Source organism: Candidatus Villigracilis proximus, assembly GCF_016717045.1.
Lineage (GTDB): Bacteria > Chloroflexota > Anaerolineae > Anaerolineales > Villigracilaceae > Villigracilis > Villigracilis proximus.
Genome location: NZ_JADJUO010000001.1, coordinates 95905 through 120550, shown reverse-complemented (window position 1 = coordinate 120550; position 24646 = coordinate 95905). Strand labels below are relative to the sequence as shown.

Here is a 24646-nt window from a genome sequence, read left to right as displayed (position 1 = left end):
GTTTCTTTGAAATTTCTCCAAAGAGAAAATATTTTAAATTATTATACGCCTGCCAAATCTAAAAACAGTTTACGGTTTTGCAAAAAAACGCACCGGGGTTCAGTTTACCTCGATGCGTTTTTTTCTATGGCAGGCCGAAAGTCTTTACAAGAAAAACAGCCATTTGGGCGCGGGTGACATCTGCCTCAGGACAGTAGATGCCGGAGCCGCACCCGCTGGTAATGCCTTCAAAGGCAAGTTGTTCGATCCATTGATCGGCCCAATATCCGATGGGCACGTCGGTAAATACGCCGGTTGGGGCGGGCGGTTCATAGGCCGATCCATATTTTGCATTCAACAGGAAGATTGCCATTTGCGCACGTGTGACGGAATTCTCAGGGCAATAATTCCCTGCGCCGCATCCGCTGGTGATGCCTTCGGCGGCGAGTTGCTTGATCCATGCGGCAGCCCAGTGATCGGCGGCGACATCTGCGAAGCCGGTATCAGATCCCACCACAGGCGGAATGTAAGTGGAGCCGTGAATTCCTTTTAAGAGAAAGACCGCCATTTGCGCGCGTGTGACAGAATCCTCAGGGCAATAACTTAACGGAGTGGTGAGACATCCGCCGGTGATGTTGGCATTTTTCAGGCTTTCAATGAATGACCAGGCCCAGTAATTTTTGGCAACATCTGCGAAGGTTGTTTGTAAAATATATTCATCCCTTTTGGTTGGTGTCCGGCTCCAAAACTGAAATGTGATCTGGGTATCCAGGGCTGTGATGAGCATGGCTCCATAATTGTTGTTGTAGCGCACTTCACTCCCTGTGACGGGCGTATTGAATGGATAGATGGTGCTTCCACCCAGTCCATTTACAAAATAAGGCAGACCGTCTATCACAATTCTTTCATAGGTATGATCGTGCCCGGCGAGGACGGCATCTGCTCCCCAGCCTTTATAGTCCCACTGCATATTTGTGTTGGAACCATGTGAGGAGGAGGAATATGGGGCATGATGGAGCAGAACGATCTGCCAGGGCGAGGTGGATGTATATAGTCCGGCTTTCAGCCACAGAGCTTGTATGGAAGACGCGCTGGTTCCATCCGGCTCACGAGGATCACTATCCAATACAAAGAAATGAATCGGGCCCTGAATAAAATCGTAATAGCGTTCATTTCCCGGCAGACTAAAGTAATCAAGATATGGCTGTGCGTTGGGAGTTTCCCAATCATGATTTCCTAGAATGGGGAAGAATTTATTGGCAGCAGCGCCCGCGCCATATGATCCTTGATAAGGATATATATAGTCATGATAATACTGGCCGATATTGGCATCAATTTCTGCGGCGGAACCGGTGGTGTAATTATTATCGCCAAGTGTGACAATAAAATCAGGGTTCCAACTGTTAACGAGTGTTGCCACATCCTGTTCAGGCTGACTTGCGAGTCCATAGTCGCCGATCACGGCAAATCGCATGGGGACGGCTTGTGTGTCCATTGGGGTATTCCCCAAAAGCATCAGGACGCATAAGGATAAAAGCAGGGCTTTTTTTGTTTTGAAGATCATGACGTACACATCCTAAGTTATATTAATCTGTCACCTTTGTTATCCAAGACGAGAGTCGTATGGAACAACAAGTCATAAAGCTACGGATTGAAAGTTCTCATAAGAAAGACCGCCATTTGCGCGCGGGTGACATCTGCATCTGGGCAGTAGATGCCGGAGCCGCACCCGCTGGTGATGCCTTCAAAGGCAAGTTGTTCGATCCATTGATCAGCCCAATATCCGATGGGCACGTCGATAAACATGCCGGTTGGGACGGGCGGTTCATAGGCTGATCCATATTTTGCATTCAGCAGGAAGATTGCCATTTGCGCGCGTGTGACAGAATTCTCGGGGCAATAATTCCCTGCGCCGCATCCGCTGGTGATGCCTTCGGCGGCGAGTTGCTTGATCCATGCGGCAGCCCAGTGATCAGCGGCGACATCTGCGAAGCCGGTGTCAACTCCCACCGCAGGCGGGATATAAGCGGAGCCGTGAATTCCCTTTAAGAGAAAGACCGCCATTTGTGCGCGTGTGACAGAATTCTCAGGACAATAACTTAACGGGGCAGTGAGACATCCGCCGGTGATGCCGGCTCCGTATAAGTCTTCGATCCAGTTCCAGGCCCAATAGGTTGGCGCTACATCTGAAAAGCTGGAAGCCAGTATTTTATAGACCGCTCCGCTCGAATAATTTACAACGTATAAATCTCCGGCTTCGTCTTCACCAAAAGTGGTGATGGTATAGGCAGTGTCCGAAAGTTCCACGGCAGTCCATAGGCTGCCATCAGGCGATGCGCCCCAAACACGGCCTGTGCAAAGATCGCCGTATAAATAAACGCCGTATAAACCCGGATAGGCATTTCCACGATATCGGTAACCGCCTGTGATGGAACACCCATTACTATCTGACGTCCCGTGGCTATATTCGACTGCGGGATTTGTAATGACTCCATGCGTGCAAGAAACAAAATTCGCGTATGGATGCATCCCTTCATTACAAGGCCATCCATAATTTTGGCCGCCAGCGCTGGAATCGGGTTGAATGTTCACCTCTTCCCAATCATTCTGACCTACGTCTGCGATGATCAAATCACCTGTCAGCCGATCAAAGGAAAAACGCCAGGGGTTACGCAAACCTAAAGCCCAGACTTCATCTTCAACGGCTGCATTTGAATTAAATGGATTATCAGCAGGGATGGCGTAGGGCGAGCCGTTGTCCACGTCAATTCGCAATATTTTCCCAAGCAGGGACGTGCCGCTCTGCGCACTGCTGCCCCCCGTGCCGCCATCGCCTGTGCCAATATAGAGATACCCGTCCGGGCCGAATTGAAGCTGCCCGCCATTATGGTTCGAAGCGCCGGCATGTGGAATTGTTAAGAGAACAAAGGCTGAGGATGCATCCACTATATTTGGGTCGGGAGAAACATGATAACGCGCAATTACAAGCGCCCCATCTGATGAACGTGTATAAAAGACATATAAAAACCCATTGCTCTCGTAATTAGGATGAAAGGCAACGCTTAAAAGTCCCCGCTCACCGCCAGTTGAGATCAAAGAGGTGACATCTAAAAATGGTGTGCCTACAACCTGCGCCCCATCATAGATCATAATTTTCCCGCCTTGTAATGTGATGAATAAGCGTCCAGACGCATCTCCAGCGTGAGTGATCGAGACTGGTGAGACTAATCCGCTGATGATCTGTGTAAAACCCAGTAAAGGCGGAGAATCGGTCAAGGAGAAAGAATCAATAGAGTTGGAAGAGGTGGAGGGCAGCGCAAAAGCAATATTTGCCGGGACCATGAATCCCAAAAGAAGCATAACGGTCAATAGTTTTCTTAGCATATTCTTCTCCTATTTTTTTTAGAATTATGACACACTCTATCATAAATCGTATCCCCCATTTTCCCTGCTGATTTTGCAAAACCGGTTGAGAAACTCCTGATCTTAGAATATATGACGTATGCAATTCAAATTTTTTAGCCGCGAATACGGCCGCCACTTTGGAATAGCCATGGGCGACCAAACAACCCCTATGGCAGAAATCAGCCGGTAATGTTACACTTTTTAACATAAAACAGTGCAAAAAACTCAAAGCTTGAGTTTTTTGCCGTGAGGAGATCGCTTGAAGAAGAACAAATTTACAATAAGTATCAATATTTTTATGGGTTTAATCGTTTTGGTCACGGGGGGATGTACCTCCCTTTTTAATCAAAATTCTGAATCCGGGCAGACTCCCGGCCAGCCCGTGATTGAGATCGCCTACTGCAATGTCAATTCTCAAGCCGAATTATGTGTTGCATCCTTTGGAACCGAAAACGAAAACAAATCACTGATAAATTTCATAACCACAGACCCATCCTTTCCGGATTTCGATTTGAAGATCACAAGAGATGGCGTTCAAAGTGCTTATGAATGCCGGCAGGTTGAGGATTTCCCCACCAGCATCTATTGTGTCGGGGAAAAATCTCTCTTGGAGAAACGATAGAGTTGCAAGTCCTTTCAAGAGATGATGAGCATCTGATCGCAAAGGGAGTTTTAAACATTTCCTTTCTCGCGCTTTCAACACCAATCACAGACTCTACAACACCAATCGAGACAGCGCCTCAAACTCTTCGCGCGACAGCAACCCAAACTCCGCTGATCCCTACAGAGACTCCCACAGTAACGGTGGGAAGGACGCAAACAACTCCATCCGTAACAGGAACAGCAGTTGACTCCTATCCTAATTCGTCCTATCCCTAACCCAAAATGAATTTACTGCTTGATGGATGGCTGGTTGTTTTTAATAACTGGAGTATCCTGGCATGGATTTTGCTGGTCATCTTTTTGGGCTATACAATTACATTATCCGTATTAAAAATAATTTTCAAAGACACGCTGACCGCTGCCGAATATTTTTCCTTTGGTCTGGCGGGAAGTTTATTGCCGTTCCTCTTTGGATCCCTATTTATTTTTTCACTGAACCATTTTCAAAGAACTGACCTAAGCCTGTTGATTCCACTGGCGCTGCTCTCTTTAGCGTTGATGTTCCTGCAGCGTAAGGCACAAATACAACCCGCGCAGGGTTCAAGATCAACTCTGACGGTATTGATCCTGATCTTTTGTGTTTCCATCTTCCTGCGGCTGGTTTTTATCTCTGAAGCCATCACCCCTTTATATTTTGACTCGGCGGAACATTATAGGATCATTCGATATCTGCTGGGCATCTATAGAAATTCGCAATCCATCCTGCAAACAAGTCTACCGGATTCAAGATACTACCATTTGGGTTTTCATTTAATGACCGCCGCGCTGCCTTCTTCTGTGCAATGGTATGTGATGGATAGTATGATGATTTTTGGGCAGATCATTTTAGCCATGATCCCCATCCCCGTTTTTTTTATCGTCAGGCATGAAACCAGTTCAGATAAAGCCGGACTCCTCGCGGTTCTACTCGCCAGCTTCGGGTGGTACATGCCGGCTTATGCTGTCAACTGGGGAAAATACCCGGCGCTGACCAGCCTGATCATCCTTCAGTTTGTACTCAATATCGGATATGCCACATTTCGATTTAATCTTTCTCCTTCAACACAATGGAAAAAATATATACTGCCTGGGTTGGGAATTGCGGCTGCCGGGCTTATTCATACCAGATCCGTGTTGGTCATCGGCATTGTTTTTGCGGCGTGGATCATCGCAAAGTGGTGGCTGAACTCCCCGAAGTGGATTCAATTGCTGCTTTTATTTTTGACCCTTGGCGGATTCCTGGCGGAATATTTCCTTATTCAATCCAGCGATGTTCTCAAAGTGGTATTTGATCCATACATCCAAAGTGGATATGTCATGACCAGCCTCGCAGTATTATTATCCATGGCTGCGTACAAAACCTTTCCCCGCCTGACCCTTTCCAGCCTTCTGGTCATTTTATTTTTACTTGCCAGTTTGTTTATTCCGGTCAACATACTATCGGCGAGATATGGGTATCAAACCATTTTGGACAGGCCATTTGTTGAAATGCTCCTTTATCTGCCTTTGTCCCTGCTCGGCGGACTGGGATTTGCGGGGGTGGAACAATATTTTCATTCCAGAGAACAAGAACCGGGGGCTTTTAATAAAGCAGCAGGGGGCGTAATCAGCTTGTTTCTTTTGGGTTTCATATTTTTATACTCTTTTACAAACTACAATTTTCGCCCATCCGATTGCTGTAAGATCGTCAGCAGCGACGATCTGATTGCATTTGATTGGATCAAGAGAAATTTGCCAATAGATACACAAATCCTGATCGCGACAACGGAGTTAAATGTGTTCACTTCAACCTCGTCCGAAGGCTTTACGGGAACGGACGCGGGAATCTGGATTCCCTCCCTGGCCGGCAGACCAATATTTGGTGCGCCCTATGCTCTAAATTTTGGCGAACAAAGCACGCTTGATATGCTTTGCGAGCAGGAAGTAAATTACGTTTACATTGGAGGAACGCCACAAAGCTTCCATTGGACACAACTGAACGAAACTCCTGACTGGTATAAAAATGTATTTTCCCTGCCTAAAACCCAGATCTACAGAATTACGGGGTGCGCCGCAGACTGAACGCACGGGCAAAAATAAGCAAAACCGTTTTATAATAAAATCGAATTTATATCATTCACCCAAAGGTAAAGTATGCAGCAAATTAAACTTCTGCGTTTTCTGCGCGCCATTTTTTGGCGTGGACAGCGCATCTCAAACTGGCTAAAGAACAAATTCATCCACGCAAAGGATGCGCAGAAAATAAATCGATCTTTATTTGCAGACGTGAATCAACTGGAAAAATCAGAAGTTGACGGCAACATAAGAAGGATGCATGAATTATATGCAATGCGCGGATATGCCAAAGATACCCATGATTTCTGGGATACGCATGTCTACCGTATCATGCTGACCGAAAACTGGATCAACGAAATTTTCCGGACTCTCCCTGAAAACGCAAAAGCCATGGACCTGGGCGTGGAAAGCATTACCAGCGATTATTGGCGTCAAAAATTCCCGGCTATCGCGTGGAGCAATACAGACTGGGATCTACGCAACCCGTGGAAAACAGAAGCAGAGACAATAGACTTGATTGTTTGCACCGAATTGGTGGAACATCTTTCTGACCCGATCAGCGAGATATTCAACGAGGGTTTTTATAAACTTGGATTTATGGCGCTGCTGCGGGAGAGTTACAAGGCTCTTAAGCCGGGCGGCATTCTCTTTCTCACCACTCCAAACGCCGCATCCATCATGCACGTTAAATTAACCCTGGAAGGGAATCCGCCCTGGTTCTTCGATAAGCATGTCCGTGAATATACAATGAATGAAGTCTTACAACTGACAAAAGAAGCCGGATTTGAAATTGTACGAAACAAAGATGTGCATTGTATGTCGGTTATGGCCTACTCGGATTTTTCTCCGATCTTCAAAATTTTATTAGAAAATGGTTTCTCCACGGATGGCCGTGGAGATGATCTGTTCGTGGTGGTAAGGAAACCGGCCTGATCGGATATTTTTTTTGTCAGGCTGTTTTAAGTTTTGCTTAATTGCTTGATATCTTCCTTGACCATCATTTCAACCAATTCGCTGAATGTGACGCTTGGCTTCCAACCCAGCACATTATTGGCCTTGGACGGGTCAGAGATCAGCAGGTCCACTTCTGCCGGGCGGTAAAACTGCGGGTCCTGGATTACATATTCCTGATAGTTTAGATTTAAACAACCAAAAGCGATCTCACAAAATTCTTTAACTGAATGGGTTTCTCCGGTGCCGATCACATAGTCTTCGGGGGTTTCGTGTTGAAGCATCATCCACATGGCGCGCACATAATCACCGGCGAATCCCCAGTCACGCTGGGCATCGAGGTTTCCCAAACGCAGTTCTTTTGCCCTGCCCAATTTGATCGCCGCCGCTGTGCGTGATCTTGCGCGTGACAAACTCCAACCCACGGCGCGGACTTTCGTGATTAAACAAAATCCCTGAGACAGAATATAGATCATAAGACTCACGGTAGTTGACCGTGATCCAATGCCCGTAGACTTTGGCAACCCCATATGGGCTTCTGGGATAAAAAGGTGTGGTTTCACGCTGCGGGACTTCAAGTACCTTTCCGAACATTTCACTGCTGGATGCCTGATAAAACCTGGCTTTAGGATTTGTTTGACGGATCGCATCCAGCATACGCAAGACACCGATGGCGGTGACTTCGGCAGTCAGGACGGCTTGCTGCCACGAAGCAGGGACAAAGGACTGCGCGCCCAGATTATAAATTTCGTCCGGTTTGTAGGTTTCCAAAATGGAGACAAGCGAACTTTGGTCGTGCAGGTCACCCTGAATCAGGGTCAGGTCATCTTGAATGTGGCTGATCCGCTCAAAGTTCATGGAGCTGGTACGCCGCGACATCCCAATTACGGTGTATCCTTTTGAAAGTAGGAATTCTGCCAGGTAGGAGCCATCCTGTCCTGTGAGTCCGGTAACGAGCGCTGTAGGCATGGTGTTTTATCCTTCTTTTGATTGATATGTTTCCCCCCGCATGGCAGGGTAGTGTGCAGATATTTTACCCGTATTGATGAGAATCTAGCGAATACCCCCGGCACCGGATTCAAAATTAGCTGTATCTGCCGAGAGGATGCGATAATCGCGGATGGAGAGGTCGTCATCTGGCGAAACATACAGCCTGAACTCCACATCGCGCAAGGGGGATGCAATTGAATATGGAATGACCAGAATGCCGTTTGGTTTTATGCAGTCCATGGCAAGGTTCGACTGGTGAATGAGACACTCTTTGACCACGTTGGTAATATCCAGAAAGGCATGTTCCAGTTTGCTGAACTCGCCGCGCAGCACCAGAAGCCAGTCACCTGCCGGGTGCATTATGTAAGGCCCATAAAATAGATACCCTGCCCTACCCGTGGTATGGATGGCGCCTGCACTTAGACTGCCAACCTGGGTGAATCTGATCAGGCGGAGGCAGGCCAACTGTAGACAATGCTGAATGAGCGGGGCTCGCCCAGCTGCTGATGAGGCTGGATATTTTCGCGGGGCAGGATGACGTTTTTTTCTGCTTCGGTTTCGGAGTTTTTTATGGGGTGATAGATCTTATCTTTCAGGCTGCCGATTTGCTCATGGACAGGCCGAAAGCGCATGGTTCCCTGATCAAGCCAGCCACGTGTGCCATGCATGGGCGCTGTGTAAAATTTATTTTCCCAGCCCCGGGGGACAAAGCTACCGTCTCCGCCAAAATCCTGCAGGGAGTATTTGTTGTGATGGAGCAGGGTGGGGATAAGTGTTTCGGAATGCCCGACCCAGCCTTCGGTATGCGCTTTTTCAAGAAATTTCAGGGCGGCATTTGAAATGCGGTAAAGCGGATGAAAACACCGCAGCCGCTTTTCAAGCGGGATCGTTTGGGTGGGATGGCCGATCTGCCAATGATCCCAATCCGGTTCTTCGGCGTGACTGTGAATGTAGGAGGTGACGAAATCAGCATCCTGATCTTTGAATGCTTCAAAGAGGGTTGCCCATGACCCTGAAAAGCGACAGTCATATTCGATCACCCAGTATCGGCGGTAGTGCGGGTGTTTTCTAAAAAACCAGAGGATTAAAAAGTGTGAATTCCCGGGGATGATGAAGGGGTGTGTGGAGGCGAAGCCGCATTTCAGCAGGTCATCCAGTGCGCACTGTTCGAGGCGCTGACCGGGATGATCGAGTTTAAAATTGCGATCCTCTCCCTGAAAAAGAAACCACGCGTCGCCATATGCGCGGCAGGCGGTTTCAATTTTATTGAATTCTTCTATGAGGTCGGGTTGATGGGAATGTGCTAAAAAGATAAATGCGTCTCGATTAATATCCATGATCCGATATTCTGCTTATCAATAAATTTAACTGGTTCCATATGGGTTTGACATAAATTATTATACCCGACCGCCATACAGGCGCTGAAAAAAGACCTTTATATGTGGCCTTTCCAAGGTCAGGGAAATCTTAACGTTCACGTTACATTGCCCTGATGCAGCCTCGGGAGTTCATGGTGCCAGCATTTTTCTACATTTGATCTCTTATAAAAATCTATTTTTTACCACGACCTCCAGAGTGATAAGTCACAACACCTGCCCTGGCGGACGGTGCAGGTGTTGTGACTTAGTGGTTTATTACACCTTACTTATACAAGAGGTCTACCCAAATTAATTATCTTCACTGATCTATCAAGGTTGATTATTCACTCTATAGAGCGTTAGAAATTTCCAGTTAAATTGACCTTGATCGAATTGGATAATAGGCTCCAGTCTTTGTAGAAAATCAGGATCATCATAACCACCGCGTTTGGTGTAAAGAGTAAACATCGGTTCAAAATCAATTACATAACCGATATCCTTTTTCCGTAGATAAACGGGCAGCTCATTTTTGATGGCGTAAGGATAGATATCATTATTAACCAAACCATCAAGGTTTATTATGTGACCACCCTCATAATATGCGATGATCCCTGCGTTCCATGCTCCAATTCGCTCATTCAACGGATTAGCATTTAAATACCTGCCTGCTGTGAGCATGATTTGCTGGTGCGGCCACACTCCATGCGTCTTGACAGGATATATCGAAAAAAGATTCAACAGGATTGTAACAAGAGCAATTGCTGAAAAGACCCCCTGAGTAATTTTTTCTTTGCGCGGATAATACTCCTGAAAATACCAAGCAACTCCAACGCTGATAATAAACAAAGGGATCTGTAAATTTGCGGTGTACCAGTTCTGAATCGAACCGCTATACTGATATAAAGCGATATAACCCGCCGAACAAAATACGGAGGCAACAAACAAAGTGAGACCACGACGGCTCTTCTGCTTCAACCACGAAAACCTCAAAGAAACCTCAGAGTCATATTCGTGCTTGAGCATGAAGCCCAAAAAGATAAGCGCTAATAAAATCAGGAATGGTGTTTGTAAATACCTCAGCGTGTTTTTAAAAAAAATATCAAATCCGAATACACGTGATATCAAATCCATATGAAATGGATTAAACTGAGACCAGAATAGCTTTATTTGTGCGCTTACCTGCAGAAAATTTCCTGTAAACCAATAGTTATGAAAAAAACAAGTCCGACCCCACGCTTGCGCCAAGCAACCCCGCGAGAGACGAGCGAACCATGGTGTTATTTTTTCTAATGGAAGAATCAACCGTTGCGACACTGGCCAGAAAAACAGCCAAGGGAAGCAAGCCTGAATCGGAACGCGCCAGACTTAGCAATCCCCCAACAACGAATAAGATAATGGATGTTCCAGGCTCTTCTGCAGATTGATAGAAAGTAAAGCAATACACTACAGCCAGAGTAATAACAAGGGACCATTCAACACCAGACACCGAATTAAACAAAAAACCTTGCGTGCTCATAAAAAGAGCTGAGAACAAAAAGAAATAACCATTTTTGAAGCTCAAACTCTTTTGCCAAAGATACACACCCACAAACACAGTTAGTGTTGCACTTAACCCAACATTGTACAGAACGAACGATTCTAAAGCAGGTTGAAACACTCTGTATAGTAATGCAAGCAAATATGCCAGTAAGGGATGAAAACCAGTGGTAATGCTAACACCCGAATCGAATGTCCATTGACCAAATTTTGCAAAATTCTTTGCCAGTTGAAGATAATAATACATATCATCAGGCGCAAATTGCACCTGAATATTTTCGGGACTAAAAAAAATCAACAGATCAAAGACAAGCAAATTAACAATCGTAAGCAGGCTGACTATAGACCAAAAATAAAAAAATTTCTTCATTTTAAACTTCCAATCCTTATTCCCCCCTGCCTCCCCTGACCCATTGAGGAAAATCAATATTTGAATATCAAATATTGCACAAGCTGCTCATCCCCAAATGGCTTTGCGGCGGGCTTTGTATTGTGCGCCTTTTTTTACAATGACGCGACGGTAAACTTCTTCTAGGCGGGCAGCCATGGTCTGGTAGTTATCACGCTCGTGGATGCGCGCACGGGCCGCGTTGCCCATGCGCAGGCGCAACTCATCATCCTGCATCAGGCGAGCCAATGCGGCACCCAACGCTTCCGGCTGATCGGGGGGAACCAACAGACCTTCAACGCCATGTTCCACTACTTCAGGGATCCCGCCGGTCAAACAGCCGACAACAGGCTTGCCATACTGCATGGCTTCCTGAAAAATAAGGCCGAAAGACTCAAAGAGTGAGGGGGCAACGAAGAGATCACAAGACTGATAATGAGCAAGCAGTTCATCCTGAGGAACCATACCATGAAAAATAACCCTATTTAACCAGAGAGCGTTGTTATATCTTTTTTGGAATCCCTGCTTAAAGGTTTCATTGTTAATTGCGGGAATTTGGTCGTTACCAACAATGTGACATTCCCAATCTGGAAAACGCTGCATAAGATCAGGCAGAGCCTCAAGCAAGGTATGAATTCCCTTGCGCCATTCCAAACGTCCTACAAAAAGTAACCGACGAGGACCTGATGGGTGAGAAGCGGCGGAAGAGTATTCAGGAGTAATCCCAAGCGGGGTGATCTCTAAACGAGAAAAATCATCGGAGTGAATATCCATCAGAGACTCATAGCTTTTGAGCACACCCTTGGAAGGAACACAGACTACATCTGCATTTTCAATCTGCCAGCGGTCAAGAGCAACACAAGACTTGAGGTCATTATTAGTATCCCATTTTTCGGTTTGAATAATCTGAGAGAGGGGAGTCACAAGCATAAGAGCAGTAGGATATATGTTTTCCCTTATGATAGCTACTGCTTCTTCATTCCAGTTTGAAGCATGAACAACATCAAACTCAATACCCTGTTTGAAAAGCTCTACAACTTTCTTCTCTACTGCAAGAGCATAGTTTAATGCTCCATTTACATTTGGATAATATTAATCAGGCGATAATCAATGTAAGATCTGGATAAACCGTGAATAGTAAAATCTAAGTTCTCAAACCGGAAAGTAGTTTCATCTTTACAAATAATATGAATTTCATGTCCACGTTCGTGCAATCCACGAGCCAAATCAAAGTGTACCGCCTAATCCCCCGTAGCCTGACTGGCTAGGAATAGTTTGAGTCAACAAAGCAATACAAAACTTCCCATTTGGCTTATTAGTTACAAAAGGAAGATATGTTGGCCTTATATCACCAAACTTGTGAAGTTGACGATCTTGGAAGACGCCTTTCCACAGTCCATAAATTAGACCTTGAAGCCACTGTCCCTTTATTTTAAGTAATCTTATTAAGCTGATTTGTTTGTTTTTATAATATGCATTGATTTCACTAACAAAACTTTTCTTAGGTGCATATCGTATTGTTTTTAGAATCCTAAAACAAGGTGGTCAGTTCCATTTTTCAATGCGTAGTATGTATCACTGGCCGAAATCACATCCCAGTTCCGGTCATATATGTTATTTCTTCTTTCGGACGGAGAGGAAAGTGACGAATGCCATTGTCTCGAAGATAGCCTATTTTAAAGCCGTGACGTGCTATTCGCATACAGACATCCGTATCATCACGATAGTATTTATAAATTCGTCAAAACCACCAATTTTTATTAGCACCCTACGAATAAAAGCAGCATTCCCTCCGGAGTCCGCAGCAGCCATCGACTTCCCGTCAGGGCAATATCTGATAATGAGCCACCTTTATATATTTGGAAACCATATTCAGAAGTTAAGCCCCCGTCTAATTCTAGAAAATCTGTATTTTTATGCCACACGCCGCCGCCAATTGCTGCAATAGATTTGTCTTTTTCAAAAGCTTTTACAAATTGAGCAACCCAGTCAGGTTTTATGGGAAGAGCATCATCATCAATAAATATTACAATATCCCCGCAGCTTCTGCAATCCTAAGTTTCGGGAATGGGATAGGTTTTTAGAAGGGCAAGTCACAATCTTGATACGCCCCTTTATATTTTCAAGAATATTAGCGGTATGATCAGTGGACGGGCCATTAACCACGACAACTTCAAAATCAGTACCTCTCAGATGTTCAAAACCACTTAACAAGCGCTCCAAGTAGGGGCACGATTATAGGTATTTATTATTATTGAACAAGTTAATGATGACATTTTCATTTTCCTTTTTAAATTACCAAACTTAAAGTGTTTTACGATAATATAACACTTCTATTTTATACCATCTCCAAAGGTGTGCTGAAAAACAAGGTTTTTGGACAAAGTAAATTCACCTAGTTAAATATAGCCAGCAACAAACTCTGTGTAATATTCAAGGAAATCTCATTTCGGCACATTTCAAACAAATATATTTTAACAACAACGCTTATTACTTATGGGATGGAGCACAATGAAAAAAACTTTGGAATTCACCGCAAACGATACTCAAAAAAAATAATGAATACTGCCTTATATCTTTATTTTTTTAAAGTGCTAGCCCTTTGCTACAATCTCCATCTCCGGGCATCCACCATTCATTCGATCAAGAACGATAGCCTCCACTTGGCTGAATCCCACCTCTCGTAAAGATCTCCCAATGTCTCTGGTGTATACGCCAGAAAGATCGTCACCCTCGTAATCCTGGGCGCCAAAAGTAATTTTTTTAAAAAGAGACAAGGTCATTTTTCCCGAGTTCATTTGGTTCAGCATGGCAGCCCAATTTGGGCAGATAATCCGTAACTGGCCATCTGGTTGCAACAAACTTCTCCAATAAGGCAAAATCACAACTCGCGACTGATGTTCACGGAAATGTTCAATCAAATGAGCAGAGGATATCTCAAAAAGGCTACCTGGTTCATACGGGATTCTCCTAATATCTGCAACAATATCTACATCCGGAAGTGGGCGCTGAGTCAACATTAATATAGTCTGGAAGAGGTTTTTCTCCGTATCCTAAATTGATTCTTGACACGTCCCTTCATATCAAACAAACGCTGCGCATATTTTTTGGCATCCAAAATAAGTGGGTCGGGCAACTCTGCTTTTTTCTGAGGATGGGCAGCTAAAGCTTCACGAACATCCATTGAAAGGGCTTGGTTTTTGCGTGACACAACATCAATCCAAGCAGACAAGCCTTGCATGTCCTGAATTACCTTTTGCTGAAACTCACTATGTTGAACTACCATCTGTTCTAACTCACTATGTTGAACTACCATCTGCTCCAACTCCCTATGTTGAGTATCTAACCTCTCCGTATATTGAAGAATTGTTTTTCCTGAGTCGCAGCGATTTGTTCTAATTTATTTAGCAGGTTTTTATAGTCGTTGTCCAACAAACCGAGTTTTCTCTCTGCAACAAATCCAAACCGGTAAGATCGTTGATCTGTATTGTTTTGCAATCTAGCATGTTCCCTCTCCGCATTTAATTGGTTAAGATCGTCTCAAGCAGGTTAAAGGTTGAGTTCATTAAGTAAGCCTGTTTGCGTCCAAATACTTTCACAATCAGGTTGTGTATAGTTTTAATAAATTTGCCAAGCGGGTTTCCGTTGATAACGTAATAAGGCGCGCGAGCATTTCGAATATTAATTAACATCCCCATAAAATCAGGAGGAGAAGGCGGAGGCTGAAGGTGAAAAAGCTGTCTATCCTCGTTCAATTCAGGTGAATTATACAGTTGAGACCGTGATTGAAGGTTTTGATCAATCTGTCGCAAGATTTCGTCCAACGCTTCTGTAGGCACCGAGAGTAAAACCGATTGTTTTAGTGATTTGTCTTTTGATGTCATGGTAATAAAGATTTCCTTCCTAAAGTGATTATTTATTAGTATAGCACAGGGGTCATTAACTGCAACATCGCTTCTTTTTTACCATTTTGCAAATATCGGACTGCCGCCTTCATACGTATTGCAGCCTCACGAACAGAGAAACGATTTAAATTAAGCCGCTGCGCTGCCAGAGTCCGCTCTTTTAATTGCGTATCATTGAGCATAAGCTGCATCAACTCAGCCACCTGCGCCGAATTCCAATCATACACCAACAGTCCGCCCTGCCCCATTGTTTCAGGCACAGCGCTCGAAGCAAGAGCGATCACCGGAATATCCAGCGCCATGGCTTCGATCAGCGGCATCCCAAAGCCTTCATGTTCTGAAGCGCTCAGGAAGATATGCGCGGCGCGGTAATAGGCATTCACAGCCTCATCTGCCACCTTGCCGGTAAAAATGAATCTGATCACCCGAACGCAGAGAAAGGCGCAAACTCTCCAGCTCGGCGCGATACGCAGGGTCACCATGATCATTGCCCACCAGCCATAAATGCGCGCGCGGATCAACCTCACGCTGGTAATGATCGAAAGCCTGCATCAACAGATCCTGACGTTTATTGCGCACCACACGGCCCACGAATAGAATATTCTTTTGGCCGGGCACATTCAACTGCGCCAGCGTGAGCGGGTCACAGGGCGCGTCTTGTATCTGCTTCACATCCACGATCGGCGGAATGACAAGCGCGGGCTTGGGGCTGTGTAAATATTCAGCCAGACAATCAATATTGAATTGCGAATCGCCGATCAACAGATCGAAACGGTTAACGATCTGCGCCAGTTGAGCATAGCCCTGAGATGTGCCATGAAAATTGGGAGACTCTGCAGAGAAATAATGCGGCGGCGTAATGTTATGAAAATACAAAGCCTTGCGGCCCTGCACGATCGGCAGCATCCAGGTTGAATGACTGTAACCCCAGTAATGAAAGATCAGTCCGCAGGCCGGGTTGTTAAAAATCACATTTCTGGATGAAGTAAAGTGACGCACTTTTTCATTGGCATAACGCGTCAGGATCGTGCGCGGCTGCCCCAGTGTTTCAAGCACATCCGCATTACGGATCGTGATCGTACTGACCGCATCCCCAAACCGTAAGCCTTCCATCACCTGATAAATTTTTGCAGAGCGCCGTGTCTTACGCGGACCTGAATGCAGCACCTCTTCATAAAAACGCGCAGTCGTCCGGGCCATCTCTGCGGCAGTAAAAGCCTGCTCGAAGCGCTTCAGGCCTCTCTGTCCGGTCTCGATGCGCAGGGCGCGATCTTCCACCAGCCTGCCCACCGCAGCTTCAAACAGCGCACCGTCTTCCAAAGGCGTGATCAGCGCCCCATCCTGCTCTCCATTCGGGAAAATCTCTGTCGCTGCGCCCGCTTCAAAAGTCACCACCGGCACCCCGGCCCGCATGGCCTCCAGATAGATCAACCCAAATGATTCATATAAAGACGGAACCAGCTGCAGATCAGCCGCGGCATAAAGTTCCATCAATTGCTTTTCACTGACATAATTGTGGAAGTGGACCCGTTCCGCCAGCCCCGGAAACTGGTTCCTAAAAAACTGTGAGTAGTCGGCCCCGTCATGAGCCGCCTGCCACCCGTCTGCATGGCTGTTATCACGCCCGGCAAAATGCACATGCAACTCAGGATAGCGGCGCAAAAGATGAGGCAGGGTATCCATTAAAAACGGCGTACCTTTGCGCTTTTCAAGACGCCCCACCACCAGCGCATTCACCAGTCTGCGATCTCTGATGCGCGGCGGATAGGCGATGCGCGGCAATCCCAAATGGGCAATGCCCACAGGCGCATTCAACCGCAGCCCATAATCCTGCTTAACCTCCGCCAGAATACTGTTTGAATCTGCCAGAATGCCATCCGCCTGCTCCAGACACATTTTTTCAAGCGACAAGATCGCATTTTCTTCGGGGCTGGCGGGGCGGTTATAAAGTTTTAGCAATTGCCCCAATGTGGTTTGCAGCCAGGCCACAGCGGGCGCATTGCCAAAATGCTGAGTCACAAATCCCTGCGCGCTCCATAGCGGATAATCCACAATATCAAAGGCCTTTCCGTTTGCCGCCTGCAAGACACCTGCATATAAAGCCTCACTGCGGGCAAGCATCGGGTTCAATCTTGGAAAGCGATCCGAGTACACAGTCAACGGGTCAACGGCCAGCCGATGAACATGTACACCGCGCTCAAGGCGGGTGCGCGAAAAAGCCGCGCTGGTAACCACATGCACTTCATGCCCCTGGCGCGCCAGTTCCACCGCCAAGATTTGGCGCTGACGCGCAATCCCTTCCGTGTTATGCGGCGGGTAGAACATACTTAATAAGCAAATACGCATAATGGATTAACGTTTACCTTGAGCAGTCTTTTTTACGGGCAGGTTGTGATTTGGGTTTCGCCACGCTCCCCTTCTGTTTTTTTACCGGGGCCATTTGTAATTCTTCCACCTGATGTTCCAACTGCGCCACCGTATCCACCAGATCATTGATCACACTCACCAGTGACAAATTTTGCTGCTGCACCGTATTTGTATGTGCGGCAAGCGCGCCGAGCACATCCAAAGTCAACTCGTTGTAATACGCCTGCTTGCGGCCGAATACTTTAATAAATAAATTGAATCCCTTTTTTACAATCCTGCCCGGTAAACTTCCGCTCACCACATAATAGGGAGCCCGCGCATTGCGGATCAGCGTAATGGTCGAGGAAAAATCAGGCACAGGCATGGGCGCGGGCAGTGTGAGATTGCGCGGCGCCGGCTGTACCTTATTCTCAACAGCAGCCACTGAATACGACACGGGTTTTCCCGCCAGATTGGCATCAATACTTTGCAGGATTTTCTCCAATTCTTCCGGCTCTATGCCGGCTTCAAAAATAGGTTTTTTATTTTTCATCATTCAACTCCTGAAATTATTCCCATGAACATGGGTATTGGACTGCGGGCGAATCCATGATTTCCAACCACAGCCCACAGGGAAATAAGGCGCAGAGACCGCCAGAAAAAATAAAAAAGCTCAGCATCTCTACGATTCAAAATAGTTTTGCAATGGCGCTTGTCTAAAGTAACGTGAATAATGTATAAGCTATGATTACAGTTAAATCAGCATTTTATGACCGCAGAGCCGCGGAGAACGCTGAGAAAACCTTTTAAAAACTCTGCGGTGAATATTCCTTATCCATTATTGATGTTAAAGTAAAAACCCGGGCAGTTTACAAAAAGTACTCAGCTCGCATCAAGTTAGACCCTGTACAGTTGGAAGACTCGCAACGGGTTTTGATTTTCTCATGGCTTCGCAAAGTCCACAAGGAATGCAACTAGACCCGTATGGCTGTTCCAAGGTCAAGAAAAGCTTAACGCGAATTACGCGAAAAGGCGAATTTCACGAAAAAACCTTTTTAAATTCGCAAAATTCGTTCATTCGATAAACACCTGCACTGGCGGGCAGTGCCAGAGATCGCAGCGCGGTGCAAGTGTTGAGACTTGGTGTCTTACTCCTCTGTAGGTTGTAAGACTATTAAACAGTCTCTAAATCTTCCCATTCAACAGAAGCTCAAGATATCGGCCATAGGAATTATTATTCAACCTGCTTATCAATTGTGACAATTGCGATTTATCAATAAAGCCCATTCGGAACGCGATCTCCTCCGGGCACGAGATCATCATCCCCTGCCGCTCCTGCACAGTCTGAATAAAGGTGGCCGCTTGCAGCAGCGATTCATGTGTACCGGCATCGAGCCAGGCATAGCCCCGGCCCAGCACCTCCACCTCCAACTGTCCACGCTCCATATACAAACGGTTAATATCGGTGATCTCCAACTCGCCGCGCACCGAGGGTTTCAGATTCGCCGCCATCTCAACCACTTGATGATCATAGAAATAAATTCCCGGCACCGCATAATGAGAACGCGGATGGACGGGTTTTTCCTCCAGGCTAAGGACCTGTCCCTGCGGATCAAATTCAACAATCCCATATCGCTGCGGATCGCGCACAGGATAGGCAAAAATACGCGCACCTGTTGTTAATCCGGCAGATCGGCGTAAAATTGTCGGCAGCCCATTTCCAAAAAAAATATTATCACCCAGGATCAAGCAGCTGGAGTCTCCGTTAATAAAGTCCGCGCCAACCCGGAACGCATCCGCCAGACCGCGCGGCTCATCCTGTTCCGCATATTTCAAACTCACCCCCCACTGCGCCCCATCGCCTAAAATGCGCTGGAACATCATCAAATCCTTGGGAGTGCTAACCAGCAAAATATCCTGAATCCCGGCCAGCATCAGCATCGAAAGCGGATAATAGATCATGGGCTTGTCGTATACCGGCAGAAGCTGTTTGCTGATTCCCAACGTTAAAGGATGAAGTCTGGTTCCGTTACCGCCTGCTAAAATAATCCCTTTCATATGGAAGACTCTCTCTTATCATAATTTTCCGCAAGCCAATGTTGATACTCCTGCTGTGTACGAATCGCAGCGATCCATTCCACATTGGAGAGATACCATTGAACTGTTTTCTTCAAGCCTTCCTGCAATGAGTGTTTCGGCTGCCAGCCCAAAGTATTTCTGATCTTCTCAATATTCATGGCATACCGGCGGTCATGGCCGGGGCGATCCGTAACGAACTCAATCAGGTCACGATGCGGCACAAAGGGAGAATCAGGACATGTCTCATCCAACAGGTCACAGATCATGTGTACGATATCAAGGTTTGCAGGCTGATTCCCGCCGCCGATATTATAGGTTTCACCTGTCTGCCCATTTTGCAAGACGGTTAAAATTGCCTCGCAATGATCCTCCACGAATAACCAATCCCTCACCTGCAAACCATCTCCATAGATCGGGAGCTTCCTGCCGTTCAGGGCGTTTAAGATAATTAAAGGGATAAGCTTTTCTGGGAACTGTCTCGGCCCAAAATTATTTGAGCAGTTTGTAATTGTAAATGGCAGGTTGTAGGTATGACCATACGACCTGACCAAATGGTCACTCGAAGCCTTGGTGGCCGCATACGGAGAATTTGGCGCATACGGCGTATTTTCAGTAAAGGCCGCATCACTGGGACTCAACGATCCGTAAACTTCATCAGTTGAAACATGATGAAATCGAACGTTCACTCCTGAGAGTTTCTTTGCCCCGGCCCAATAGTTACGTGCCGCTTCAAGCAGCATATAGGTGCCTGCAATATTGGTTTGAATAAACGGTCCCGGTCCTGAAATGGAACGATCGACATGTGACTCAGCCGCAAAGTGAACAACCGTGTCAATCGCATAACGCTGAAACAGATCTGCAAGCAAATCCTGATCGCAAATATTGCCCTTCACCAGGGTATGCCGATCCATATCAGGCAGGTCTTTCAAATTCTCCAGCGTCCCCGCGTATGTAAAAGCATCCAGATTAATAATATTCACCTTCAGCTCTGTCTTGAGTAAAAAATGAATAAAATTGGAACCTATAAAACCGGCCCCGCCGGTAACCAGAATATTTTTCATGGCATTTCGATCCTGTTTTCCTGAATTTCTTTCATCCGTAAAAACAATCACCATCTACGGCAAAAATTCTCAACCAGACGGACGGGCGGCTTCCCGATAAAGAGCGCTCAGTTTATCCTTCATTTTTCCCCAGCCATATTCATCATCATAAGCCCGGCGCGAATTGCCTCCCATCAATTCACGCTGCGCCGAATCGGTCAACAACGATAAGGCATTCTCAAGTTCCTGCACATTTCCATATTCAACGACAAGCCCATTGTGATGGCGCTCCACGATACTGTCAATATTTGTATCGTGCGCCACGATCAACGGCTTGCCCAGCATCATGGCTTCAAAAATTTTATTGGGGCTGGAGTAGGCATGGTTGGGAATGGACGGATCATAGGTTGCAAAAAGCACATCCGCCGCCCGTGATAATTGCAGCGCTTTAGGATAGGCAACACGCCCATGCCAGTTGACGTTGGGCATATCCTTTGCCATATCCACCAGCTGCTGCTCGTCACCGCCAAACCCGGCCAGGTTCAATTCCCACTCAGGGTGTTTTTTTAACACGGCAAGCATTTCAAACAATCCGCGCTCCACTTGCAGGAGCCCAACATAAGTCAGCTTGAGTTTGGAAGACGGGGAGAAAAAATTTTCTTCATACTCCACGGCGGGCTGATCTTCGGGAGAGTTATAAACCACGATCAACTTGCGCGGACTGGAGTCTTCAATTTGTTTAACCCGGGCATCGTCCACAATGATAACGGCGTCCGCCTGTCCGATGGCCCATAAATCCACAGAACGGATGATCCTGATAATTATTTGGGGAGTGCGCCGCAGGTGATCTGCGTAAAAATCAAAAATATCGTATATAACCTTTTTCTTAAATATCCATTTTGCGAACAGACACGGCAGAATGGTATCAAAATCACAGGCATGAATGGCATCATATTCCTTACGGTGGACAATCAGCCAGCGCATCAATCCCAATTCCCACTTTAACAATTGCGGCAGATTTCCAATCCCATTGGCATACCCTGCCTTGATCCTCAAACGGAACACCTGAAAATCGGCGTCCTCTTCCCTTTCAGGCAATTCACCGCTGCGATCCCAGCCCAGCACGGCAACTTGATGTCCATCGCCGGCCAGAGCACGCGCCTCTTTTTCAACGCGAGGATCTGGCGCGATGGGGTTTGAACGACAAAATAGAATTCTCATTTGAGGCTACTTTTTTAATTTTTGAATGGTCTTAATGTTCCAAATTTTCATTAAATGCCGGATGAATTCATCATGGACATACCAGGGCAAAAAATTCGGCAAAATATAGACATAGGGCGTGGCTTGATATAAAAGATCTGTTGCATTTTCATCCAGTGCGTGCTTTGCCACCCAGAGCATGGGCGTATGAGGCTGCTGATGCCTGAGCGATGCAATGGTCGATTCTGAATCGAGGTCCGAAACAACCATGCGCGGGAGTCCATCCACCTGTAAATAATTACGCTGATCTTTTAGATTAACAAAAGGAGCGGGACTATATATGTCACAATAGCTCTTTTCAATCTTTTCGACGGCATCCCCGGGATTGGTGTAAACGGTTGGATTATTTTGTTTGATCTTTTCAAACAAAATATCCTTTTTTTCCGCCGCCCTGAGCGCAAAACTATGTCCGACCCGTCGATAAAAAAATATTTTCTCTGAAATACGATAACCGCGATAACCATTGCCGGTCAACCGCACCCAAAACTCCCAATCTTCAAAGCCTTCACGCATTTCCTCAAAGAAACCGCCGATTTGCGCCCAGGCAGTTCTTTTAAAAACCGTTGGAGGGGAAAACTGATTATGGTAAATGAGCTGCCCTGGATCAAATTGAGGTGTGTACCATACGCGGCTTTCATTGCCAAACACCTGGGTCCAGGCGCCTACAAAAGATAAGCCCGCATTGACTTCCATGGCAACAATGGTCTTTTCCAAATAGGTTGGTTGTAATTTATCGTCTGCATCCAAACAGCAAATATATTTCCCCTTGGCCTGTTGAATTCCTGCATTTCGTGCTGCGGGCAGCCCCATGTTGGCTGACAAATGCAGTATGCGTGTTTTTGGCATGTGGAAATCTTTAAGAATCTCCACGGTCTCGTCTGCATTCGATCCATCGTTTACAACGATAATTTCAAAGTTCTGCCATGTTTGATCCAGTACACTCTGAACGGCATCGCGCAGGTATTGTCCATGGTTATAGCAGGGGATAATGACACTAACAAAAGGCTGCCCACCACCCCATGGAACAGCTTTTTGTATCTTTAAAACCATACCTTGTTTCATCAATCTTCTTATACGTGTAAGAAGCAAGGATATCCGGGTAGTGAACATGAATGCTTAGGTATCAGCCTTTTTACGATTAAGATAAAGATCCACAGCATCCGTTGGAGTTCCCACAAAACGCAGTTGTCCGTGGTCAAGCCAGGCAGCCCGGTCACAAGTCCGCTCAATTTCACCCATGCCATGTGAAACATACAAGGTGGTGGCGCCATTTTTTTGGAACTCACGAATTCGATCCATACTTTTGATCTGAAAAGCTGAATCACCGACAGATAAAGCTTCATCTACGATTAGGACATCCGGCATCTGATCTGTTGCCACCGCAAATCCCAGGCGCGCGACCATTCCTGAAGAATATGTACGCATGGGAGCATCAATAAAATCTTCAAGTTCTGCAAATGCAACAATAGAGGGAAGTCTCTCGCGCATGTGTTTTTCAGAATACCCAAGCATGGTTCCATTTAAAACACATTTTCACGGCCAGAAAGTTCCATGTGAAAACCAGCCCCCATGGCCAATAATGGAGCAACACGGCCCTTGACCCACACACGCCCGCCAACAGGGCGCAAAACCCGCGCCATTAATTTAAACAATGTACTCTTGCCTGCTCCATTGGAGCCGATCAGGCCAAAAATCTCACCGCGCTTGATCTGCAAATTGATGTTTTTAAAGCCCAGAACTCATCATTGTGAATTCTGCGCTGCAGAAAACGAATGGCATATTCCTTTAAGGTGGGCACATGCTCACGCGGCACAAAATAGCGTACAGATGCGTTTTCAACCCCGACAACAATATCCGGGTCCAATTCTGAACTAAGAGCGATAGGCGATTTCATCTGTCATCCTTGAAAAAATGATCCATCCGAGCACAAGCGTGAAAACAGCGATCAGGGTGCAAATCCCGACCAGTTGAGGATAAAGCGGCTGTCCGTAAAAAATAGGCTCCCTAAAAAGCTTGATCAAATGATACATCGGGTTGAATTTAAAAAAGGCCAGCAGCCAGGCAGGGACGATATCTTCAGGGTAAATGATCGGCGTTAGATACATCCATGCGAATAAAAAGATATTAAACATCTCAACGACATCGGGGAAACGCACCCCAACACTGGCAATGATGAGCGCCAATCCCAACGTGAACATGGAAATTAGAATGATCGGAACGACCACCCAGAAAAAATTTAAGGTCAGGGGCTTACCAACAGCCAGACTGACAATGACATAGGGAATCATGGAGAGCAGAAGATTAACAATACCTGTGCCAATCGCAGAGATGGCATATACAGACCGTGGAAAGTATATTCTCCTAAACAGATCGCCGCCCCACACCATACTGTTGATGCCTGAGACTGTGCTCTGTGAAAAAAAGTTCCAGACCAGCAAGCCGCTTAATATATACGCTGCATATCCATCAATTGTGGAAAATACCTGGGAAAACACGACCGTCAGGATCAACATCATACCAAGCGGATTGAGCATGGTCCAGGCGATCCCTAGAACCGAGCGTTTGTAGCGGGCAGTTACATCTCTGCGGACAAGATGCATGATCAAATCTTTATAACGCAGAGTTTGAATAAATTCATCCCAGGCAGGGTTACTTTGCTTGGCAGAATCATAGAAAGGAACGGGGATTTCTTTTGTCATCTTAATTTTATCC

The 24646-nt window shown here is 46.1% G+C and carries 24 protein-coding genes and 1 pseudogene; 3 read left to right on the top strand and 22 right to left on the bottom strand.

Annotated features, from left to right (window positions below):
* Positions 1-124: 124 nt before the first annotated feature.
* Complete coding sequence (locus IPL71_RS00620; protein WP_345318038.1) at positions 125-1543, bottom strand: S-layer homology domain-containing protein; 1419 nt, start codon at positions 1541-1543, stop codon at positions 125-127.
* 80 nt (positions 1544-1623) lie between these two features.
* On the bottom strand, positions 1624-3363 hold the full coding sequence (locus IPL71_RS00615) for a PQQ-dependent sugar dehydrogenase (protein ID WP_345318037.1): 1740 nt from the start codon (positions 3361-3363) through the stop codon (positions 1624-1626).
* Positions 3364-3643: 280 nt separating this feature from the next.
* Here IPL71_RS00615 and IPL71_RS00610 point away from each other — a divergent pair, with 280 nt between their 5' ends.
* From IPL71_RS00610 to IPL71_RS00600, 3 genes are all read left to right on the top strand, one after another.
* Positions 3644-4006, top strand: coding sequence for a hypothetical protein (locus tag IPL71_RS00610; protein WP_345318036.1), 363 nt, complete (start codon positions 3644-3646; stop codon positions 4004-4006).
* A gap of 263 nt (positions 4007-4269) precedes the next feature.
* Positions 4270-6087: a hypothetical protein gene (locus IPL71_RS00605; RefSeq protein WP_345318035.1), complete on the top strand. Its 1818-nt coding sequence runs from the start codon at positions 4270-4272 to the stop codon at positions 6085-6087.
* Between the two features lie 72 nt (positions 6088-6159).
* Positions 6160-7014 carry a methyltransferase domain-containing protein gene (locus IPL71_RS00600; RefSeq protein ID WP_345318034.1) on the top strand — a complete coding sequence of 285 codons (855 nt, stop codon included), beginning with the start codon at positions 6160-6162 and terminating at the stop codon, positions 7012-7014.
* Between the two features lie 26 nt (positions 7015-7040).
* Here IPL71_RS00600 and gmd read toward each other — a convergent pair.
* The 20 genes and pseudogenes from gmd to IPL71_RS00505 form a co-directional block, all read right to left on the bottom strand.
* Positions 7041-8001 (bottom strand): annotated as a pseudogene (gene gmd / locus IPL71_RS00595) (GDP-mannose 4,6-dehydratase).
* A gap of 84 nt (positions 8002-8085) precedes the next feature.
* Positions 8086-8382: a hypothetical protein gene (locus tag IPL71_RS00590; protein WP_345318033.1), complete on the bottom strand. Its 297-nt coding sequence runs from the start codon at positions 8380-8382 to the stop codon at positions 8086-8088.
* Positions 8383-8468: 86 nt separating this feature from the next.
* On the bottom strand, positions 8469-9359 hold the full coding sequence (locus tag IPL71_RS00585; protein ID WP_345318032.1) for a hypothetical protein: 891 nt from the start codon (positions 9357-9359) through the stop codon (positions 8469-8471).
* Positions 9360-9710: 351 nt separating this feature from the next.
* The gene (locus IPL71_RS00580; RefSeq protein WP_345318031.1) at positions 9711-10511 is read right to left on the bottom strand and encodes a DUF8728 domain-containing protein; all 801 of its coding nucleotides are present in this window, start codon (positions 10509-10511) and stop codon (positions 9711-9713) included.
* 76 nt (positions 10512-10587) lie between these two features.
* Positions 10588-11286: a hypothetical protein gene (locus IPL71_RS00575; RefSeq protein WP_345318030.1), complete on the bottom strand. Its 699-nt coding sequence runs from the start codon at positions 11284-11286 to the stop codon at positions 10588-10590.
* An 87-nt stretch (positions 11287-11373) separates the two neighbouring features.
* Positions 11374-12234, bottom strand: a complete 861-nt coding sequence (locus IPL71_RS00570) for a glycosyltransferase family 4 protein (RefSeq protein WP_345318029.1) — start codon at positions 12232-12234, stop codon at positions 11374-11376.
* Between the two features lie 1086 nt (positions 12235-13320).
* The gene (locus tag IPL71_RS25685; protein WP_514130723.1) at positions 13321-13527 is read right to left on the bottom strand and encodes a glycosyltransferase family A protein; all 207 of its coding nucleotides are present in this window, start codon (positions 13525-13527) and stop codon (positions 13321-13323) included.
* A gap of 371 nt (positions 13528-13898) precedes the next feature.
* Positions 13899-14324 carry a hypothetical protein gene (locus tag IPL71_RS00565; protein WP_345318028.1) on the bottom strand — a complete coding sequence of 142 codons (426 nt, stop codon included), beginning with the start codon at positions 14322-14324 and terminating at the stop codon, positions 13899-13901.
* On the bottom strand, positions 14324-14620 hold the full coding sequence (locus IPL71_RS00560; protein WP_345318027.1) for a hypothetical protein: 297 nt from the start codon (positions 14618-14620) through the stop codon (positions 14324-14326). The genes IPL71_RS00565 and IPL71_RS00560 overlap by 1 nt, the downstream gene beginning before the upstream one ends.
* Positions 14621-14825: 205 nt before the next feature.
* Positions 14826-15188: a hypothetical protein gene (locus IPL71_RS00555; RefSeq protein WP_345318026.1), complete on the bottom strand. Its 363-nt coding sequence runs from the start codon at positions 15186-15188 to the stop codon at positions 14826-14828.
* A 35-nt stretch (positions 15189-15223) separates the two neighbouring features.
* Positions 15224-15634 carry a glycosyltransferase gene (locus IPL71_RS00550; protein ID WP_345318025.1) on the bottom strand — a complete coding sequence of 137 codons (411 nt, stop codon included), beginning with the start codon at positions 15632-15634 and terminating at the stop codon, positions 15224-15226.
* The gene (locus IPL71_RS00545) at positions 15597-17555 is read right to left on the bottom strand and encodes a glycosyltransferase family 4 protein (protein WP_345318024.1); all 1959 of its coding nucleotides are present in this window, start codon (positions 17553-17555) and stop codon (positions 15597-15599) included. Before IPL71_RS00545 ends, IPL71_RS00550 begins: the two co-directional genes overlap by 38 nt.
* Before the next feature lie 13 nt (positions 17556-17568).
* A complete protein-coding gene (locus IPL71_RS00540; RefSeq protein ID WP_345318023.1) occupies positions 17569-18111 on the bottom strand; it encodes a hypothetical protein in 543 nt (180 codons plus the stop codon).
* Between the two features lie 629 nt (positions 18112-18740).
* The gene (gene rfbA / locus IPL71_RS00535; protein WP_345318022.1) at positions 18741-19613 is read right to left on the bottom strand and encodes a glucose-1-phosphate thymidylyltransferase RfbA; all 873 of its coding nucleotides are present in this window, start codon (positions 19611-19613) and stop codon (positions 18741-18743) included.
* On the bottom strand, positions 19610-20695 hold the full coding sequence (rfbB, locus tag IPL71_RS00530; protein ID WP_345318021.1) for a dTDP-glucose 4,6-dehydratase: 1086 nt from the start codon (positions 20693-20695) through the stop codon (positions 19610-19612). The genes rfbA and rfbB overlap by 4 nt, the downstream gene beginning before the upstream one ends.
* Positions 20696-20764: 69 nt before the next feature.
* Positions 20765-21895: a glycosyltransferase family 4 protein gene (locus IPL71_RS00525; RefSeq protein WP_345318020.1), complete on the bottom strand. Its 1131-nt coding sequence runs from the start codon at positions 21893-21895 to the stop codon at positions 20765-20767.
* 6 nt (positions 21896-21901) lie between these two features.
* Complete coding sequence (locus IPL71_RS00520; RefSeq protein ID WP_345318019.1) at positions 21902-22996, bottom strand: glycosyltransferase family 2 protein; 1095 nt, start codon at positions 22994-22996, stop codon at positions 21902-21904.
* 54 nt (positions 22997-23050) lie between these two features.
* Positions 23051-23422: an ABC transporter ATP-binding protein gene (locus IPL71_RS00515; protein ID WP_345318018.1), complete on the bottom strand. Its 372-nt coding sequence runs from the start codon at positions 23420-23422 to the stop codon at positions 23051-23053.
* Positions 23423-23454: 32 nt separating this feature from the next.
* Complete coding sequence (locus IPL71_RS00510) at positions 23455-23649, bottom strand: ATP-binding cassette domain-containing protein (protein WP_345318017.1); 195 nt, start codon at positions 23647-23649, stop codon at positions 23455-23457.
* Positions 23650-23805: 156 nt separating this feature from the next.
* Positions 23806-24633 (bottom strand): ABC transporter permease, encoded by an 828-nt coding sequence (locus IPL71_RS00505; RefSeq protein WP_345318016.1) that lies wholly within the window; start codon positions 24631-24633, stop codon positions 23806-23808.
* Positions 24634-24646: the final 13 nt, after the last annotated feature.

Coding starts and splice junctions, on each gene's coding strand:
- IPL71_RS00620 (WP_345318038.1), bottom strand. CDS start 1,543: ATGATCTTCAAAACAAAAAAAGCCCTGCTTTTATCCTTATGCGTCCTG.
- IPL71_RS00615 (WP_345318037.1), bottom strand. CDS start 3,363: ATGCTAAGAAAACTATTGACCGTTATGCTTCTTTTGGGATTCATGGTC.
- IPL71_RS00605 (WP_345318035.1), top strand. CDS start 4,270: ATGAATTTACTGCTTGATGGATGGCTGGTTGTTTTTAATAACTGGAGT.
- IPL71_RS00600 (WP_345318034.1), top strand. CDS start 6,160: ATGCAGCAAATTAAACTTCTGCGTTTTCTGCGCGCCATTTTTTGGCGT.
- IPL71_RS00590 (WP_345318033.1), bottom strand. CDS start 8,382: ATGCACCCGGCAGGTGACTGGCTTCTGGTGCTGCGCGGCGAGTTCAGC.
- IPL71_RS00585 (WP_345318032.1), bottom strand. CDS start 9,359: ATGGATATTAATCGAGACGCATTTATCTTTTTAGCACATTCCCATCAA.
- IPL71_RS00580 (WP_345318031.1), bottom strand. CDS start 10,511: ATGGATTTGATATCACGTGTATTCGGATTTGATATTTTTTTTAAAAAC.
- IPL71_RS00575 (WP_345318030.1), bottom strand. CDS start 11,286: ATGAAGAAATTTTTTTATTTTTGGTCTATAGTCAGCCTGCTTACGATT.
- IPL71_RS00570 (WP_345318029.1), bottom strand. CDS start 12,234: ATGCTTGTGACTCCCCTCTCTCAGATTATTCAAACCGAAAAATGGGAT.
- IPL71_RS00565 (WP_345318028.1), bottom strand. CDS start 14,324: ATGTTGACTCAGCGCCCACTTCCGGATGTAGATATTGTTGCAGATATT.
- IPL71_RS00560 (WP_345318027.1), bottom strand. CDS start 14,620: ATGGTAGTTCAACATAGTGAGTTAGAACAGATGGTAGTTCAACATAGT.
- IPL71_RS00555 (WP_345318026.1), bottom strand. CDS start 15,188: ATGACATCAAAAGACAAATCACTAAAACAATCGGTTTTACTCTCGGTG.
- IPL71_RS00545 (WP_345318024.1), bottom strand. CDS start 17,555: ATGCGTATTTGCTTATTAAGTATGTTCTACCCGCCGCATAACACGGAA.
- IPL71_RS00540 (WP_345318023.1), bottom strand. CDS start 18,111: ATGATGAAAAATAAAAAACCTATTTTTGAAGCCGGCATAGAGCCGGAA.
- rfbA (WP_345318022.1), bottom strand. CDS start 19,613: ATGAAAGGGATTATTTTAGCAGGCGGTAACGGAACCAGACTTCATCCT.
- rfbB (WP_345318021.1), bottom strand. CDS start 20,695: ATGAAAAATATTCTGGTTACCGGCGGGGCCGGTTTTATAGGTTCCAAT.
- IPL71_RS00525 (WP_345318020.1), bottom strand. CDS start 21,895: ATGAGAATTCTATTTTGTCGTTCAAACCCCATCGCGCCAGATCCTCGC.
- IPL71_RS00520 (WP_345318019.1), bottom strand. CDS start 22,996: ATGAAACAAGGTATGGTTTTAAAGATACAAAAAGCTGTTCCATGGGGT.
- IPL71_RS00515 (WP_345318018.1), bottom strand. CDS start 23,422: ATGCGCGAGAGACTTCCCTCTATTGTTGCATTTGCAGAACTTGAAGAT.
- IPL71_RS00505 (WP_345318016.1), bottom strand. CDS start 24,633: ATGACAAAAGAAATCCCCGTTCCTTTCTATGATTCTGCCAAGCAAAGT.